This is a genomic window from Nocardia sp. NPDC003269 (assembly GCF_042888005.1).
In the GTDB taxonomy this organism is placed as follows: domain Bacteria; phylum Actinomycetota; class Actinomycetes; order Mycobacteriales; family Mycobacteriaceae; genus Nocardia.
Genome location: NZ_JBIAPA010000003.1, coordinates 487,123 through 500,730 on the forward strand (window position 1 = coordinate 487,123; position 13,608 = coordinate 500,730).

At 69.3% G+C, this 13,608-nt stretch carries 14 protein-coding genes; 11 read left to right on the forward strand and 3 right to left on the reverse strand.

Going from position 1 to position 13,608, the window contains the following annotated elements:
- Nucleotides 1-5: 5 nt before the first annotated feature.
- A complete protein-coding gene (locus tag ACFYWJ_RS22245; RefSeq protein ID WP_355272122.1) occupies nt 6-710 on the reverse strand; it encodes a histidine phosphatase family protein in 705 nt (234 codons plus the stop codon).
- A gap of 197 nt (nt 711-907) precedes the next feature.
- Here ACFYWJ_RS22245 and ACFYWJ_RS22250 point away from each other — a divergent pair, with 197 nt between their 5' ends.
- The gene (locus ACFYWJ_RS22250) at nt 908-1,618 is read left to right on the forward strand and encodes a DsbA family oxidoreductase (protein ID WP_355272120.1); all 711 of its coding nucleotides are present in this window, start codon (nt 908-910) and stop codon (nt 1,616-1,618) included.
- Between the two features lie 4 nt (nt 1,619-1,622).
- Here the strand turns inward: ACFYWJ_RS22250 and ACFYWJ_RS22255 are convergent, their stop codons facing one another.
- Nucleotides 1,623-2,672, reverse strand: coding sequence for a glucose 1-dehydrogenase (locus ACFYWJ_RS22255; RefSeq protein ID WP_355272118.1), 1,050 nt, complete (start codon nt 2,670-2,672; stop codon nt 1,623-1,625).
- Between the two features lie 256 nt (nt 2,673-2,928).
- On the opposite strand from ACFYWJ_RS22255, the gene ACFYWJ_RS22260 reads away from it, so the two are divergent.
- The 8 genes from ACFYWJ_RS22260 to ACFYWJ_RS22295 all read left to right on the forward strand — a co-directional run bounded on the left by ACFYWJ_RS22260 (nt 2,929) and on the right by ACFYWJ_RS22295 (nt 9,737).
- Nucleotides 2,929-3,714 carry an N-acetylmuramoyl-L-alanine amidase-like domain-containing protein gene (locus ACFYWJ_RS22260; protein WP_355272116.1) on the forward strand — a complete coding sequence of 262 codons (786 nt, stop codon included), beginning with the start codon at nt 2,929-2,931 and terminating at the stop codon, nt 3,712-3,714.
- A gap of 29 nt (nt 3,715-3,743) precedes the next feature.
- Nucleotides 3,744-4,301, forward strand: coding sequence for a cysteine hydrolase family protein (locus ACFYWJ_RS22265; RefSeq protein WP_355272114.1), 558 nt, complete (start codon nt 3,744-3,746; stop codon nt 4,299-4,301).
- Nucleotides 4,302-4,318: 17 nt separating this feature from the next.
- Nucleotides 4,319-4,864: a class I SAM-dependent methyltransferase gene (locus ACFYWJ_RS22270; protein ID WP_355272113.1), complete on the forward strand. Its 546-nt coding sequence runs from the start codon at nt 4,319-4,321 to the stop codon at nt 4,862-4,864.
- A gap of 9 nt (nt 4,865-4,873) precedes the next feature.
- On the forward strand, nt 4,874-5,302 hold the full coding sequence (locus ACFYWJ_RS22275; RefSeq protein ID WP_355272111.1) for a MerR family transcriptional regulator: 429 nt from the start codon (nt 4,874-4,876) through the stop codon (nt 5,300-5,302).
- A 49-nt stretch (nt 5,303-5,351) separates the two neighbouring features.
- Nucleotides 5,352-5,792, forward strand: coding sequence for a helix-turn-helix transcriptional regulator (locus tag ACFYWJ_RS22280; RefSeq protein ID WP_218720192.1), 441 nt, complete (start codon nt 5,352-5,354; stop codon nt 5,790-5,792).
- A gap of 10 nt (nt 5,793-5,802) precedes the next feature.
- Nucleotides 5,803-6,213, forward strand: coding sequence for a VOC family protein (locus tag ACFYWJ_RS22285; protein WP_355272109.1), 411 nt, complete (start codon nt 5,803-5,805; stop codon nt 6,211-6,213).
- A 57-nt stretch (nt 6,214-6,270) separates the two neighbouring features.
- The gene (locus tag ACFYWJ_RS22290; RefSeq protein ID WP_355272107.1) at nt 6,271-8,655 is read left to right on the forward strand and encodes an excinuclease ABC subunit UvrA; all 2,385 of its coding nucleotides are present in this window, start codon (nt 6,271-6,273) and stop codon (nt 8,653-8,655) included.
- A 299-nt stretch (nt 8,656-8,954) separates the two neighbouring features.
- Entirely contained in the window at nt 8,955-9,737 is a 783-nt protein-coding gene (locus ACFYWJ_RS22295) for a carbonic anhydrase family protein (protein ID WP_355272106.1), read from the forward strand.
- A gap of 6 nt (nt 9,738-9,743) precedes the next feature.
- Here the strand turns inward: ACFYWJ_RS22295 and ACFYWJ_RS22300 are convergent, their stop codons facing one another.
- Entirely contained in the window at nt 9,744-10,334 is a 591-nt protein-coding gene (locus ACFYWJ_RS22300; protein ID WP_355272105.1) for a WHG domain-containing protein, read from the reverse strand.
- A 77-nt stretch (nt 10,335-10,411) separates the two neighbouring features.
- Between ACFYWJ_RS22300 and ACFYWJ_RS22305 the strand changes: the two genes are divergently transcribed.
- Together ACFYWJ_RS22305 and ACFYWJ_RS22310 are read left to right on the forward strand one after the other, a co-directional pair.
- Nucleotides 10,412-11,719, forward strand: coding sequence for an ABC transporter permease (locus tag ACFYWJ_RS22305; protein ID WP_355272104.1), 1,308 nt, complete (start codon nt 10,412-10,414; stop codon nt 11,717-11,719).
- 38 nt (nt 11,720-11,757) lie between these two features.
- Nucleotides 11,758-13,536, forward strand: coding sequence for a long-chain fatty acid--CoA ligase (locus tag ACFYWJ_RS22310; RefSeq protein WP_355272102.1), 1,779 nt, complete (start codon nt 11,758-11,760; stop codon nt 13,534-13,536).
- Nucleotides 13,537-13,608 lie beyond the last annotated feature (72 nt).

A 13,608-nucleotide genomic window follows, 5' to 3' on the forward strand; every position in this document is an offset into this window, starting at 1 on the left:
CGCGCTCAGCCGACCTGCTCGGCACCCCCGAGATGGCCGACCTCGCCCCACACCCGCAGGCCCAGCCTGCTGCCCTCGCGCCGCCACTGCGACACCGACGCGTTCGGGACCGGTTCGAGCGAGTCGGGCACGGCGGCGCCCATGCCCTCCAGGATGTAGCGCATCGACATCACCACCGCGTCGTGGGTGACCACCAGCACCTGCTCACCCGCCGCGACGACGTCGAGTTCGTCGAGGAAGCTGCGCACCCGCAGGGCGACATCGGCCAGCGACTCGCCACCGGGCGGCCGGTAGACCCAGTTGCCGACCCGTTCGCGCCGGGCCGCCTCCTCGGGGGAGCGGCGCCGGATCGCCTTGTACGGGTGCAGTTCGAACACCCCCATCTCGCGGTCACGCAGCCGCTCGTCGACCAGGGTGTGGATCGGGCGCAGGTGCCGGTTCCGGGTGACGGCGGCCTCCGCCATCACCGCCCAGGTGAGCCGGGTGCGCAGGTAGGGGGAGCAGACCGCCAGTCCCGGCCGCTGGACGCCGGCGAGACCGGCCAGCCACTCACCCAGGCACTGCGCCTGCCAGTGCCCGAGCTCGGTCAGTTCGACCTCGGCGTCGGTGCCGCGCATCGGCCGCAATTCGGTCGCCGGGTCGGCGTACCAGGCGTTGGCCGTGCTCTGGGCGTGCCGCACGGCCCACAACCCGTCCAGCGCGCGTGGCACCGTCAATCCTTCGGGCACCTGCACCCACCCCCTCCGCTGGTCGAACCCCATCAATGTCCTTCGTGCTCGTCCTGTCCTGCCCGGACGCGCCAGGGAATAGCGGCTTCGTTGCCGGCGTTGTACCCCGAGAATTGAACGCCTGTCCAGATATTTCCGGCGGTTCGCCGCCGGATTTTCGTGTGCCGGAGGAGGCCCGCTTGACCACCAGAGTAGAGATCTGGACCGACATCAACTGCCCGTTCTGCTACCTCGGGAAGGCGCGCTTCGAAGCCGCACTGGCCGAGTTCGACCATCGCGACGACGTCGAGGTCGTGCACCGCTCCTTCGAACTCGATCCCGGCCTGCCCGCCGACGAGTCCGGCCCCGTGATCCCGCGCATCGCCGCCAAATACGGCATCAGCGTCGACCAGGCCGCCGCCAACGAGCGCGGCATCGGCGCCCAGGCCGCCCAGCTCGGCCTGCCCTACCAGACCTCCGGCCGCGACTACGGCAACAGCTTCGACATGCACCGCCTGCTGCACTTCGCCCTGGACCAGGGCAAGCAGGACGCCCTGCTCGACGCCCTGTACGCGGGCAACTTCGCCGAAGCCGAACCGGTCTTCGCCGACACCGAACGCCTTGTCGCCCTTGCGGTTCGCGCCGGTCTGGACGAGACCGCCGTGCGCGACGTCCTCGCCGACCCACACGCCTACGCCGACGCGGTCCGCCAGGACGAACGCGAAGCCGCCCAGCTCGGCGCCACCGGCGTGCCGTTCTTCGTCTTCGACAACAAGTACGCCGTCTCCGGTGCCCAGCCCACCGAGGTCTTCACCCAGGCCCTGACCACCGCTTGGAACGACCGGCCCGCGCCGCTGGTGGTCGCCGAGACCGACGCCGACACGTGCGGCCCGGACGGCTGCAAGATCTGACCCGCTACAGGTCGATGACGACCTTGATATCGGTGTGATCACCCGGCTCGAACGCCTCGAGCGCGCGCTCCAACGGCAGTCGCCGGGTGATCAACCGGGCCAGCCACGCCGGATCGGCCTTCGCCAGCGACTCGGCGGCCAGCTGGTAGTGGTGCCGGTTGGCGTTGACCGATCCGAACACGACCGCGTTGTCGAGCACGATATTGCGGTTCAGCGCACCGACATCGACCGGGGAATCCTTGCCCGCCGCCGTCACCCCGGTCAGGCACACGATCGAGCCCGGAGTGTCGAACTGCATCAGCTGCAGCGTCACCGCCGCCGCACCCGTCGCCTCGATCACCACATCCGGGCTGATCTTCTCGGCCACCGCCGTGGCGGACCCGGTGTGGAAGGTGCCACCGAGATCGGCCACCAGCCCCGGCTTCGGCCCCGCCGTCGACCGGTCGAGCACATGCACGTCGAGCCCACGCTGCGCGCCGAGCATCGCCGCCAGCAGCCCGATCGGGCCCGCGCCGGTGACCAGCACCGTCTTCGGTTCGAACCAGGCCCGCTGGTTGATCCGCTCGATCTGATCCCACGCCTTGGCGACCACCGTCGTCGGCTCCATCAGCACCCCGACCTCGGCCAGGGACGGATCGAGCCGCACCGTGTAGTCGGCGTCGACCACCCACGCGGTCGACCCGTACCCGTCGATCTCCTTGATCCCGCGCTCCACGTACTGCCCGTTGCGGCACATGTCGAATTCCCCACGCGCACACGCCCCGCACGGTTGCGGGTCCGGCCTGCGCACGATCCCCACGACGAGATCGCCCGGCACGAAATCACTTCCGGCCGGCGCGGTGCGCACCCGCCCCAGCGACTCGTGCCCGAGGACCAGTCGTTCCCGCCCCGGCGGCGCCCATCCGTAGATACCCGAGGCGATTTCGCGGTCGGTGCCGCAGATGCCCAGCGACACCCCGTCGACGAGGAGCTCGTTCGGCCCGGCCACCGGATCCGGCACGTCCAGCACACTCAGCGAACCGGCCTGTTCGGGCACCACGGTCAAAGCACGCATGTCGGTTTCCCTTCCGCCACCCCGGGCGACGCTGTCGACAACCTGCACGAGCAACTCACTCGCGAACCCGCGAGCACACGCACCACCTGCGCCAACGGTACGGGAACCCGCCGGGATCCCGCAGTACCGCGATGATCGCGAATTGCTTGCAATCACTCCGTGCGGTCAACGTCCCCAACGGCGGAAGCGCCGGTTGCCGGGTCGGCTACGGTGGAGACCGCTCGCACCGATCGACCGCCGGCTGCTGGGAGGCGTCTTGCGCATCATCGTCCGGATCCTGCTCGTGCTCGCCGCCCTGGTCTGCGCCGCCACGCCCGCGCTCGCGGCCCCGGCCGTCGACGACACCAGCAGCCGCAAGATCGACGAACTGCTCGGCGTGCGCGCCGACGCGGGCGCGATCAGCCGGGCGGAACTGCTCGCGCGCCTGTCCACGCGCCTGCTCGGCACGCCGTACGGGGCGAACATGCTCATCGGTTCGGCCACCGAGCCCGAACAGCTCGTCGTGGACCTGCGTCGCGTCGACTGCTTCACCTTCCTGGACTACCTCGAGGCCGCGTCCCGCTCGGCCGACCGGGACCAGTTCGTCAGCAACCTGATCGCCACCCGCTACGTCGACAGCCGCGTCGAATTCACCCAGCGCAAACACTTCTTCACCGACTGGGCGGCCACCGGGCGCGTCGCCGCCACCGATATCACCGCGAGCCTGAGCCCCGCCGCGGTCACCGTCACCAAACACCTCAACGCCAAAGCCGACGGCGGCACCTATCTGCCGGGTCTGCCCGTCGTCGACCGGGCGATCACCCACATTCCCGCGGCAGCCGTCGACGGGGGAGTCGTGGCCGGGCTGCGCACCGGGGATTTCGTCGGCGCCTACACTCCCGACGCGGGCCTCGACGTCACCCACGTCGGTTTGATCGTCCAGACCGCCGACGGCCCGATGTTCCGCAACGCGTCCTCGCTGGCCGCCTACCAGGTCCTCGACACGCCGCTGGCCGACTACGTCCGCACCACGCCGGGCATCGTCGTGCTGCGCCCGCTCTGACCACCGCACCACCACCGAGGGGATTCGCCGTGACCACCCTGCCCGACCGCCCCCACACCGCACTGCTCGTCGTCGACGTCCAGAACGGCGTCGTCGGCGAAGCTATCCGGCGCGACGAAGTGGTCGCCAATATCGCCGCACTCGTCGACCGGGCCAGGGCCGCATCGGTGCCGGTGATCTGGGTCCAGCACTCCGCCGACGACCTCGTCACCGGCACCGAGGCCTGGCAGTACGTTCCCGAACTCACCCGCACCGACGACGAACCCCTCGTCCACAAACGCTACGGCGACTCCTTCGAGGACACCCCGCTCGACGACCTGCTCGCCGACGCGGGCGCCGGGCACCTCGTCGTCGCCGGAGCCGAGTCCGACGCGTGCATCCGCTCCACCATCCACGGCGCGTTCGTCCGCGGCTACGACGTCACCCTCGTCGCCGACGCCCACACCACCTTCGACAAAACCCCGTGGGGCGCACCGCAACCCGCCGAGGTCATCGCCCACACCAACCTGTACTGGCAGTATCAGCGGGCGCCCGGCCGCACCGCTGCCGTCCGTCCGACCGCGGAGCTTGACTTCAGGTCGACCTGAACCGGCACGGTGGTCCCATGACCACCTTCGACCACACCCGCAGCCTCGGCTACGACCGCCGCGCCACCCGGCTGCTCGGCGGCCTCTACCGCCGCATCGCCGCCGACATCGACACCGCGACCGCACCCGGCGCCACCGTCGCCGACATCGGCACCGGACCGGGAAAACTGCTGTCCCACGTGGCGACCCGGCGCCCCGACCTGCGACTGCACGGCATCGACCTGTCCCCGCACATGATCGAGATCGCCCGCCACAACCTGCACGGCCACCCCGTCGACCTCACCGTCGCCGACGTCACCGACCTCCCGCACCCCGACGCCAGCATCGACCTCGCCGTCTCCAGCCTGAGCATGCACGAATGGCCCGACCTCGACCCGGCCGCCGACGAACTGCACCGCATCCTCCGCCCCGGCGGCACCCTCACCGTCTACGACTTCCGGTTCACCCGCGCCGGGGCCGTCCAGGACACCCTGCGCGCCCGATTCGGCACCGTCGACGCCACCACCGTCCGGCTGCCCTGGCATCCCGTCGCCGTCGTCACCCGCTACCGCGCCACCGCCTAGGCTCGACGAATGACGGGTGAGCACACCACGATCGGCGCGGCGGCGGCACACTTCGGACTCGCCACCCACGTGCTGCGGCACTGGGAGGACCGCGGATTGCTCACCCCGGACCGCGACTCGGCGGGCCGGCGCCGCTACCGCGACACCGACCTCGACACCATCGCCATGATCGTCCTCGGAAAGAAAGCCGGACTGTCCCTGGACGACCTGGCCCTGCTGTTCACCCGGGCACCCGACCGCGCCACCCGCACGCAGGTCCTGCACGCGCACCGGGCCCGCCTCGCCGACCAGCTCGCCCGCACCCGCGCCGCCCTCGACGCCGTCACCCACGTCCTCGACTGCGACGCCGAGGACTTCCGCACCTGTCCACACTTCCTCGACCAGGTCGCCGCCGTCCGCCCGGCGACCGCACGTGCCCGGCGAGAGACCGGCCGATGACACCGTCCCGTGCTGGGAAACCCCGCCCCGACATGAGACGATCGCGCAGGTGACCAGCACGCCGGAGCGACCCCAGCACCTGCGGGACCTCGCCCTGCTGCGCCGCGTCCGCGACCGCATCGACCGCGAATACGCCCAACCACTCGACGTCGAAGCCCTCGCGCGCGGCGTGCACATGTCCGCCGGGCACCTGAGCAGGCAATTCCGCCTCGCCTACGGTGAATCGCCGTACTCGTACCTGATGACCCGCCGCATCGAACGCGCCATGGCGCTGCTGCGCCGCGGCGACCTCAGCGTCACCGAGGTGTGCTTCGCCGTCGGATCGTCCTCACTGGGCACCTTCAGCACCCGCTTCACCGAGCTCGTCGGCGTCCCGCCCAGCGTCTACCGGCAGGAGGCGCTGGCGACCCAGGGCATGCCGTCGTGCGTGGTCAAGAAGGTGACCAGACCGATCAGGAATCGAGAAGCGCCGGTCTCCCGCGACAATTAGCGTGGTCGCCATGAACATCACCATTCACCAGAGCTACCTGCCCCAGGACGACCCCGACGCCGCCCTCGCCTTCTATCGTGACGCGCTCGGCTTCGAGGTCCGCAACGACGTCGGCTACAACGGCATGCGCTGGATCACCGTCGGCCCGCCCGACCAGCCCAGCACCGCGATCGTGCTGCACCCGCCCGCCGCCGACCCCGGCATCACCGACGACGAGCGCCGCGTCATCACCGAGATGATGGCCAAGGGCACCTACGCCGGCATCAACCTCGCCACCGACGACCTCGACGGCCTGTTCGAGAAGCTCCAGGCGGGTGACGTCGAAGTGGTACAGGAACCCACCGATCAGCCCTACGGAATCCGCGACTGCGCCTTCCGTGACCCCGCGGGCAACATGGTTCGCATCCAGCAGACCAAGTAAGCACCACCGCCGGTAGATTCGAGAAACCGGCGACGCCGACCGACCTGAGGGAGATCCATGAGCACGGCCAAGAAGTCCAGCACCGCGACCGTCGAGCCGGCCGACGCCCACGACCTGATCCGGGTGCACGGCGCCCGGGTGAACAACCTGCGCGACATCAGCGTCGAGATCCCCAAACGCAGACTGACGGTCTTCACCGGCGTCTCCGGCTCCGGCAAGAGCTCGCTCGTCTTCGGCACCATCGCCGCCGAATCCCAGCGCCTCATCAACGAGACCTACAGCGCCTTCGTCCAGGGCTTCATGCCCAGCCAGTCGCGCCCCGACGTCGACGTCCTCGAAGGCCTCACCACCGCCATCCTCGTCGACCAGTCCCGCCTCGGCGCCGACCCGCGCTCCACCGTCGGCACCGTCACCGACGCCAACGCCATGCTGCGCATCCTGTTCAGCCGCCTCGGCGACCCGCACATCGGCTCCTCGCAGGCCTTCTCCTTCAACGTCGCCTCGATCAGCGGCTCCGGCGCGGTCGCCGTCGAGAAGCACGGCGTCACCGTCAAGGAACGCCGCAGCTTCAGCATCACCGGTGGCATGTGTCCCACCTGCGAGGGCAAGGGCACCGTCAACGACATCGACCTCACCCAGCTCTACGACGAGAACAAGTCGCTCGACGAGGGCCCGTTCACCATCCCCGGCTACAGCATGGACGGCTGGATGGGCCGCATCTACAAGGGCAGCGGCTTCTTCGACCCGGCCAAGCCGATCAAGAAGTACACCAAGAAGCAGCTCGCCGACCTGCTCTACAAGGAACCGACCAAGATCAAGGTCGACGGCATCAACCTCACCTACGAGGGCCTGATCCCCAAGATCCGCAAATCCATGCTGTCCAAGGACGTCGACGCGCTGCAGCCGCACGTGCGCGCCTTCGTCGAGCGCGCCGTCACCTTCGGCACCTGCCCCGACTGCGACGGCACCCGCCTCAGCGCCGAAGCCCGCTCCTCCAAGATCGACGGCATCAGCATCGCCGACGCCTGCGCCATGCAGATCACCGATCTCGCCGAATGGGTCAAGGGCATCGAGGACCCCTCGGTCGCCCCGCTGCTGGAATCGCTGCGCCAGACCCTGGACTCGTTCGTCGAGATCGGCCTCGGCTACCTGTCGCTGTCGCGCCCCTCGGGCACCCTGTCCGGTGGTGAAGCCCAGCGCGTCAAGATGATCCGCCACCTCGGCTCCTCGCTCACCGACGTCACCTACGTCTTCGACGAGCCCACCGCGGGCCTGCACCCGCACGACATCCAGCGGATGAACGATCTGCTGCTGCGCCTGCGCGACAAGGGCAACACCGTCCTGGTCGTCGAGCACAAGCCCGAGACCATCGCCATCGCCGACCACATCGTCGACCTCGGTCCCGCCGCGGGCTCCAAGGGCGGCACCATCTGCTTCGAAGGCAGCGTCGACGGCCTGCGCGCCAGCAAGACCGTCACCGGCCGCCACTTCGACGACCGGGCCGCCGTCAAGGACACGGTGCGCGAGTCGGGGAGCGCGTTGCAGATCCGCGGCGCCACGGCCAACAACCTGCGCGCGGTCGATGTCGACATCCCGCTCGGCGTGCTCGTGGCGATCACCGGTGTCGCCGGGTCGGGCAAGAGCTCGCTCGTGCACGGCTCGATCCCGATCGACGAGGGCGTCATCTCCATCGACCAGGCGCCCATCAAGGGCTCCCGGCGCAGCAACCCCGCCACCTACACCGGCCTGCTCGACCACATCCGCAAGGCCTTCGCCAAGGCCACCGGTGCCAAACCGGCCCTGTTCAGCGCCAATTCCGAAGGGGCGTGCCCGAACTGCAACGGCGCCGGTGTCGTCTACACCGACCTGGCCATGATGGCCGGTGTCTCCACGGTGTGCGAGGTGTGCGAGGGCAAGCGGTTCATGGCCGAGGTGCTCGACTACACCTTCGCGGGCAAGAACATCAGCGAGGTGCTGTCGATGCCCGTCGACGAGGCCCGTGAGTTCTTCGGCGAGGGGGAGGCCAAGACGCCCGCCGCCCACAAGATCCTCACCCACCTCACCGAGGTCGGCCTCGGCTACCTCACCATCGGCCAGCCGCTCACCACGCTGTCCGGCGGTGAACGCCAGCGGCTGAAGCTCGCCACCCACATGTCCGACAAGGGCGGGGTGTACATCCTCGACGAGCCGACCACCGGGCTGCACCTGGCCGACGTCGAACAGCTGCTCGGCCTGCTGGACCGGCTCGTCGACGCGGGCAAGTCGGTCATCGTCGTCGAACACCACCAGGCCGTGATGGCCCACTCCGACTGGATCATCGACCTCGGCCCCGGCGCCGGTCACGACGGCGGCCAGATCGTCTTCGAAGGCACCCCGGCGGACCTCGTCGCCGCCCGGTCCACCCTCACCGGCGAGCATCTCGCGGACTACGTCGGCGCCTGAGCCGCCGCTATCCTCCCCCGGGACAACGGTTCCCGGGGGAGGAGTCCCACTCTCTGTCGCGTCCGCTGTGACGTATCTCGCCGCCTTCCCCTCTGGTCCGCGCCGCACTCACCGGCCTAGCCTGAGTGTCCGTTGCACGCGAAATCACCTGCACCAGAGGGATATTCGGTACCAATCGGACATTCCGGAGACGCCGGTGACTCGCTGATTTCGGCGTGCGCTCTGATCGCCCCGCCGCTCCGGACGCGTCGACCGACCGCACCGGACCGGTGGCCGAATCGTGGCAAGGAGTCGCGCCGGTGACACATCGAGTCGTCCTGAACCGCCGCAAGGCGTTCGCCGCCCTGGCAGTGCTCGCGGTCGCCGGGTGCGGCGCCGCCGACACCACCGCCACCGCACCCCACTGGGACTACGACGCCGAGGGACCCGACCACTGGGCCGATCTCGACAAGCACTACGCCACCTGCCGCAACGGTCACGCCCAGTCACCGATCGACCTCCCCGACGCCGTCGAGGCCCACCCCGCCGACCACATCGAGATCGTCTACGGACCGACCCCCACGGCCACCCTCACCAACACCGGCCACACCATCCAGACCAGCGTGCCCGCCGGCTCGGGCAACCGGATCATCGTCGACGGCACCCCGTTCTCCTTGACCCAGTACCACTTCCACCTGCCCAGCGAACACACCGTCGTCGGCGTCGAGACCGCCATGGAACTGCACCTAGTGCACACCGACGCGGCCGGACGGCTGGCCGTCCTCGCCGTCCTGCTGCACGCTCAGCCCGGGCCCGCGCCGGTGAGCAGGGTCCTCACCGCGTCCCCGGATCGCGTCGGCGCCACCCGCACACTGAGCAATATCGACCCCCGCACATTCCTGCCCGACGATCTCGCCCAGTTCCGCTACGAGGGTTCGCTGACCACACCGCCGTGCACCGAAGGTGTGGCCTGGATCGTGCTACGCACCCCGAGTCCCGTCGCGCTCGCCGACGTCGACCGCTATCGCGCCCTGTTCCCGCACAGCAACCGGCCGACGCAGCCACGCAACGGCCGCCCGGTCATCCTCGCCGGGACCGACTAGGACCGATCACGGCCGGGGGAGCAGCCCCAGCGTCATGTGCCGGACCAGATCGTCGAGGAGCTGTTCGGCGTCGTAGTCGGCGGTGTACCCCGACCCGACGAAGGTCGCCAGGCCCTGAACGGCCGCCAGCGCGGTCACCCCGAGCCGTTTCGGGTCACCGGGCACGATCTCGCCCGCGGCCTGCCCCTCGGCGATCATCGCGATCGGGATGGCGAAGGCGCGATCCGCGGCCGCCTGGATACCGGTGTCGGTGGAGCTGTGCCTGCGCGCGAACATCAGCGGGGGCAGTTCGGGATTGTCGAGGGCGAAGCGGAGATAGGCCCGCGCGAAGGTCTGCAGTCGCGTCGTGATCGGGCCGGTCGTCACGGCCTGTTCGAAGCAGGCGCCGAGCCGTTCGAGCCCGGTCACGGCCAGCGCGTCGAGCAGCGCCTGCTTGTCCCGGAAGTGCCGGCTCGGGGCCGCGTGGCTGACCCCGGTGTCGCGGGCCAGCTGACGCAGCGACAGGCCGTCCGCCCCGACCGTGCGCAGCGCCGCCTCGGCGTGCTGCAGCAGCGCGGCGCGGAGGTCTCCGTGGTGGTAGCGCGAGTGCAAGGACATGGTGTTGGCAGGATATCCGACCGCCACCGAATGTTTGCATTGACTACTTTGTAGTCGCTGACTACATTAACGATGCCATGACTGACAACACCGCGCCGCCGCGCCCGCCGAGCAGCATGCCGATCCGCGAGTGGTTGGCACCGATTACGCTGGTCACCGTGCTGGCCGCACTCCTGGGCACCATGTACCTCGGCTACACCGCCGACCCACAGAAGCACCTGCACGACTTCCCGATCGCCGTCGTCAACCAGGACGTCGGCGACACCCTCGCGGGCACACCCACCAACCTCGGCGCCCAGATCACCACGGCACTGGGGGAGAACATCCCCGCCGACAAGATCGACCTGCGCACCGTCGGTCTCAACGAAGCCCAACGCCAACTACGCAACGGTGAGGTGTACGGCGCCATCGTCATCCCCGGCGACTTCACCAAACGCGTCGCCGTCCTCGGCGCGTCCTCGATTGTCCCCGGCGACGTCGAACAGCCGATCATCTCCGTCCTGACCAACCCCCGCGCGGGCACCCTCGCCGCCCAGATCATGGCGACGATCGCCGACCAGGCCATGACCCAGGTCAACACCACCGTCGGCACCCAACTCACCGACCAGGTCCGCGGCGCGATCGGCACCGCACCCATCAGCGGCGCGGCCCAGCTCCAGCTCACCCAGCCCATCGACGTCATCGTCACCCCGTACCACCCGCTACCCGAAGGCACCGGCCAGGGCCTGGCCGCCTTCTTCTACACCCTCGTCCTGTTGATCGTCGGCTTCAGCGGCGCGATGATGATCAACTCCCTCGTCGACGGCTCCCTCGGTTTCGTCCCCGCCGAGTACGGCCCCTGGCACAAGATCGCCGCCCGCGCCCGGATCAGCCGCTGGCGCACCCTGCTCATCAAATGGGCGATCGCCGCGATCAGCGCACCACTGGCCTCCGGCGTCTTCCTCGGCATCGGCGCCCTGCTCGACATGTCCATCGAGCGACCGCTGATGCTGTTCCTGTACGGCACCCTCGCCATCACCGCCATCGCCGTCACCGGCCTGTCGGTCATGGCCGCCTTCGGCACCGCGGGCCTGATGATCAACCTCATCGTCTTCGTCGTGCTCGGCATCCCGTCGTCCTCGGGCACCATCCCACTCGAAGCCACCCCGCGCTGGATCGCCGACCTGGCCGCCTTCGAACCCATGCACCAGATCTACCTCGCCGTGCGCGCCATCCTGTTCTTCGACGGCAACCTCGAAGCCGGTATGGGCCAGGGACTCTGGATGACCCTCGTCGGCCTGGCGATCGGACTGGTCCTCGGCGCCGTCGCCACCCACCTCTACGACCTGCGCGGCCTGCACCGGCTCGGCCTCGACCACCGCCAGGAACCAGCCACCGCGCACTAGCGGACACCTCACTCGACACCCACGTGGAAGGGCACCTGATGCGCGAGTTCGAAGCCCCCGCTTCCTACACCGTTCCGGAACACGCGAACAACTCCGACAGCGTGTTCCGGCACGCCGAAAACTCGCCGGACACGGTCCTGTTCGACGTCGCGACCGGCGCCGTCACCGCCGCCGAATTCGCCCGCACCGTCACCGATGTCGCCAAGGGCCTCATCGCCTCCGGCGTCGGGCTCGGCGACCGGGTCGCCATCATGGCCCCCACCCGCTACGAGTGGGTCGTGCTCGACCACGCCATCTGGGCCGCCGGCGGCTGCACCGTCGCCATCTACGACAGCTCCGCCGCCGAGCAGGCCAAATGGATCCTGCAGGACTCCGCGACCCAGCTGCTGGTGGTCGACAGCGACAAGCACCGCCGCGTCATCGACCAGATCGACCGCGCCGCCCTGCCCGCACTCGCCGAGATCCTGCAGATCGACCAGGGCGCCGTCGCCGAACTGACCAGGCGCGGCGCCGACCTCGACGACGAGACCGTCCACACCCGGCGCGCACAGGTCTACGCGAACTCCCCGGCCACCCTGATCTACACCTCGGGCACCACGGGACGACCCAAGGGCGTCCTGCTGTCCCACGCGAACCTCTACGCGGAATCGAAGTCCGACCGGATCGAGCTGGCGGACTTCGTCGTCGACGGCCACAAGACACTCATGTTCCTGCCGCTCGCGCACGTGTTCGCGCGCGCGGTCACCCTGGCCGCGCTCGATGCCAAGGTCATCGTGGGGTTCAGCGCCGACTGGTCCACCCTCGTCGACCAATTCGGCAGCTTCCGACCGCACTTCATCCTCGCGGTGCCACGCGTGTTCGAGAAGGTCTTCAACGGAGCCAAGCAGAAAGCGCACGCCGGCGGCAAGGGCCGGATCTTCGACCGGGCCACCGAGACCGCCATCGCCTGGAGCGAGTCGCTGGACAACGGTGGGCCGGGACTCCTGCTGAAGCTCGAGCACGCCCTGTTCGACAAGCTCGTGTATCGGCAGTTGCGCGGCGCGCTCGGCGGACGCTGCGGAGCGGCCGTCTCCGGCGGGGGACCGCTCGGCGCCCGCCTCGGCCATTTCTTCCGCGGCGCGGGCATTCCCATCTACGAGGGCTACGGACTCACCGAGACCACCGCGGCCATCACCGTGAACACCCCGCAGCACACCAGGGTCGGCACCGTGGGCCGCCCGACCGACGGGCACGCCATCAAGATCGCCGACGACGGCGAACTCCTGCTGCGCGGCCCCGTGGTGTTCCACGAGTACTGGGGCAACCCCGACGCCACCGCGGACGCCTTCGACGACGGCTGGTTCCGCACCGGCGACCTCGGTGCCATCGACCGGGACGGCTACCTCACGATCACCGGCCGCAAAAAGGAAATCATCGTCACCGCGGGCGGCAAGAATGTCTCACCGGGCCTGCTCGAGGATTCCCTGCGCGCACATCCGCTGATCGGTCAGGCAATGGTCGTCGGCGACGGCCGCCCGTTCGTCGGCGCACTGATCACCCTCGATCCCGAGGCCCTTCCCGGCTGGCGGCAACGGCACAACCTGCCCGCCGATACGCCGATCCAGACCCTTGTCGAGAATCCCGATCTAGTCGCCGAGATCGATGCCGCCGTCGCCGACACCAATACGCTGGTGTCACACGCCGAGGCCATCAAGAAGGTCCGGATCTTGCCGTCCGACTGGACCGAGGCGACCGGCGAACTGACCCCCAAGATGTCGCTGCGGCGTGCGGAGGTCATGAAGAAGTACGCGACCGACGTCGATGCGATCTATTCATGACTTCCCCGGTGCCTTTATTTCGTCACAGTGACGAAATAAAGGCACCGGGGAAGTGGAGGGGGAGTGCGTACC

Bases quoted from the DNA above. Each gene is read 5' to 3' on its own strand.
- ACFYWJ_RS22255 (WP_355272118.1), bottom strand. From the start codon at position 2,672: ATGCGTGCTTTGACCGTGGTGCCCGAACAGGCCGGTTCGCTGAGTGTG.
- ACFYWJ_RS22270 (WP_355272113.1), top strand. From the start codon at position 4,319: ATGACCACCTTCGACCACACCCGCAGCCTCGGCTACGACCGCCGCGCC.
- ACFYWJ_RS22275 (WP_355272111.1), top strand. From the start codon at position 4,874: ATGACGGGTGAGCACACCACGATCGGCGCGGCGGCGGCACACTTCGGA.
- ACFYWJ_RS22285 (WP_355272109.1), top strand. From the start codon at position 5,803: ATGAACATCACCATTCACCAGAGCTACCTGCCCCAGGACGACCCCGAC.
- ACFYWJ_RS22290 (WP_355272107.1), top strand. From the start codon at position 6,271: ATGAGCACGGCCAAGAAGTCCAGCACCGCGACCGTCGAGCCGGCCGAC.
- ACFYWJ_RS22300 (WP_355272105.1), bottom strand. From the start codon at position 10,334: ATGTCCTTGCACTCGCGCTACCACCACGGAGACCTCCGCGCCGCGCTG.
- ACFYWJ_RS22305 (WP_355272104.1), top strand. From the start codon at position 10,412: ATGACTGACAACACCGCGCCGCCGCGCCCGCCGAGCAGCATGCCGATC.
- ACFYWJ_RS22310 (WP_355272102.1), top strand. From the start codon at position 11,758: ATGCGCGAGTTCGAAGCCCCCGCTTCCTACACCGTTCCGGAACACGCG.